The sequence below is a fragment of the Cobetia sp. SIMBA_158 genome, assembly GCF_046566945.1.
Lineage (GTDB): Bacteria > Pseudomonadota > Gammaproteobacteria > Pseudomonadales > Halomonadaceae > Cobetia > Cobetia amphilecti.
This window is the reverse complement of sequence record NZ_JAWJYL010000680.1, coordinates 1-256: the sequence shown is the minus strand read 5'-3', so window position 1 is coordinate 256 and position 256 is coordinate 1. Positions and strand designations below refer to the sequence as shown.

The following is a 256-nucleotide window of genomic DNA, read 5'->3' as shown; positions in this document are numbered from 1 at the left end:
GCAGCACGAACAAGATGATCGCGCGCGCACTCGGCATCAGCGAAGGCACGGTCAAAGTTCACCTGGCGAGCATCTTCCAGCAGCTCGGCGCGCCCAACCGGGCGGCAGCCGTGGCGATCTACAACGGCTTGCTGTCGAATCAGCTGCAGGTGCTGCGCACGCGTCGCGACAGTCCGCGCAAACCCGCACATGGCGAACACGGCCCCACGCCACTGCGCGCCCGCGTAGAAGCGGAGTTCCGCTATCCGTTGCTGAC

Annotated in this window: 1 protein-coding gene; it reads left to right on the top strand. The window is 66.0% G+C overall.

Annotation, left to right across the window (positions count from 1 at the left end):
* A partial coding sequence (locus tag R2R70_RS21550) for a response regulator transcription factor (protein ID WP_410979131.1) occupies nucleotides 1-256 on the top strand: 256 nt, incomplete at both ends.